General features: G+C 60.0%; 1 protein-coding gene. It reads right to left on the bottom strand.

Features of this window, described 5'->3' with window-relative positions; genetic code table 11:
- Nucleotides 1-83: 83 nt before the first annotated feature.
- Nucleotides 84-1598, bottom strand: a complete 1515-nt coding sequence (gene ltrA / locus NKI08_RS34305; protein ID WP_352775912.1) for a group II intron reverse transcriptase/maturase — start codon at nucleotides 1596-1598, stop codon at nucleotides 84-86.
- Between the last annotated feature and the right edge of the window lie 620 nt (nucleotides 1599-2218).

The following is a 2218-nucleotide window of genomic DNA, read 5'->3' as shown; positions in this document are numbered from 1 at the left end:
TGTAGAGTAGGTGGCGAGCGCGGTACCGCCTTGCGGCGGTCCGTTTCTCACCACCCCTCGCAGAACCGGACGTGCACCTTTCGTTATGCATCCGGCTCGCCAGAAGATATGGCGAAGTTTGGCGTTCCCATCCACGCCAGACGAAACCGGCAGACCGGGATCCATGCGAGCATATATTGCTCGACGGACCCATCGCGCCACAGTCTCACCGTCGGACGGCGACTGCTGCGTTGTCGGCCTTTTGCGATTTCGCTCGCGTTGGCGTTTGGGCGGACTTTCCGCTGCCAGCGCCAGAGTCGATCCCCGGTGTACCAGTCGAGGCTGGTGAACACGTTGCTGGCTCCGTAGCAGAAGCGGAAGTAATTCGCCCATCCGCGCAAGAGGGGATTAAGCTCCTGAAGCTTTGCACCAAGGGTGCCTCTGGCGCTGGTGCGCCCGGTGCACTCCTTGACTTTGTGACGGAGATCGTGGGACTTGGCCTTGGGGATTTGTACACGTGCACAATATCCGTAGCGTCTGTCCCATTTCATGACGAAGCGGAACCCGAGGAACTCGAACCCGTCCGTCATTGCTGTGATCTTCGTCTTTTCCGGTGACAGCTCGAGGCCTGTCGTCTCCTGCAGGTATTTTGCCAGCGCGGATTTCTCCGCAATAGCCTCTTCCTGCGTACCGGAGACCAGCACCACAAAGTCGTCCGCATAGCGTACGGGGAAGCAAACGCAGTGCCCTGCTTTGCGATCCCACATACGTCTACCTGATGCCGCCGAGAGTATCGATTGTCGTGAAGACCTCCCCGTCAGATCAGGATGCACCCACCGTTTATATCTCTCCTCAATCGCGCTGAGCGCGATGTTGGCGAGCAGCGGTGATATGATCCCACCCTGCGGGGTTCCGGCTTCCGTGCGGAAGAACTGCTCCTCCGCCAGCACGCCGGCTTTCAGGAACTGCCCGACCAACCGTACTACCCGCTGGTCGGCGACGCGTTTGCGTAGCCGTTCCATCAGATAGTGATGGTTGATGTTGTCAAAACAGCCCTTTATGTCTCCCTCGATGACCCACGGATATGGCATCCCGTGCCTCCGGGTATCCCCGCCGCGTTTATGCGACTGAGCAGCCCGTCGGATATGCTCCAAGGCGCCGTGCGTGCTCCGTCCGGGCCTGAACCCATAGGAAACATGCCAGAACTGCGCCTCGAAGATTGGCTCCAGAAGTGTTTTGACCGCGCTTTGTACGACGCGGTCCTTGACCGTGGGAATGCCCAGGGGCCGGAACTGCCCCGGTTTACCGGCTTTGGGGATGAGCTTGCGCCTCGCCGGGCTCGGTCTGTACGCGCAGGAGCGCAGTTCAGCCTGAAGCTGGTCGAGAAAGCGTAGCTCTCCTCTCTTCCGGATGCGTCCTACGGTCATCCCGTCGACCCCGGCCGTGCGCCCGCCCTTATTGGTGGACACGCGACGCCAAGCGTGACGAAGCATGCGCGAGTCTGTCAACCAGCCCCACATGTCCCTCCACTGATCGTCGGGATTCGCCTTACTCCACTGATACAGTTTGCGCTGAACGCCGAGTACCCAAGCTTCATCAGCCTGATGATCCGTGTCCACAGATCACTCCTCCGTCATGCCAACCGATCATCTTCCTGCCTCCCTTCGCCATGTGCCCGGCTTTCCTGGGCTCGGACTACTACGGAGGCTCCGCCCTTGAGCGCGCCCGTCTCCGGTCGTCGCGGCTAGCCCGGTTCCTGCCGGGCAGACGACTCAAGTTCCCGTGTTCCGATTTTCAACCTTCGTGCCTGTAGGTGGTGCGCTATACCCCTGGCGATGCGGAGAGTGGGTTAAAGGAACTCGCCCACCCCGAGTGCGTATTTCTCGCACCCCTCAGCAGGGAACATTGAGCCCTGCCATGTCTGATCGCGCTGTTTGTCTCCCCCGCCATCACGGTTGGGAAACTTCTCGGATATTCAGAGGCTTCAATCACGCACTTCGTTGTCTCACCATGAGCACTGCGGTAGCCCGGCCCGGTAGTGATGGCTTCCGTCCGGTACAGTTCAGACCGATCTGCTTATGGCACCGAACCGGCGACACCCGGTCCAGCTTTTCGGTCCCCTTCCTTTCGCTGTTCCCACGAAAGGGACGGCATTGCAGCCGTCGGTCGAAAATCAGCAAAGCTAGGAGAGGTTCTAACTATGTCATACTACCCTCCCGCGCCGTCACGGCGCACCGAT

Origin of the sequence: Mesorhizobium sp. M0768 (assembly GCF_040320195.1) — a bacterium.
Taxonomy (GTDB): Bacteria; Pseudomonadota; Alphaproteobacteria; order Rhizobiales; family Rhizobiaceae; genus Mesorhizobium.
This window is presented reverse-complemented; position numbering and strand designations above follow the sequence as displayed.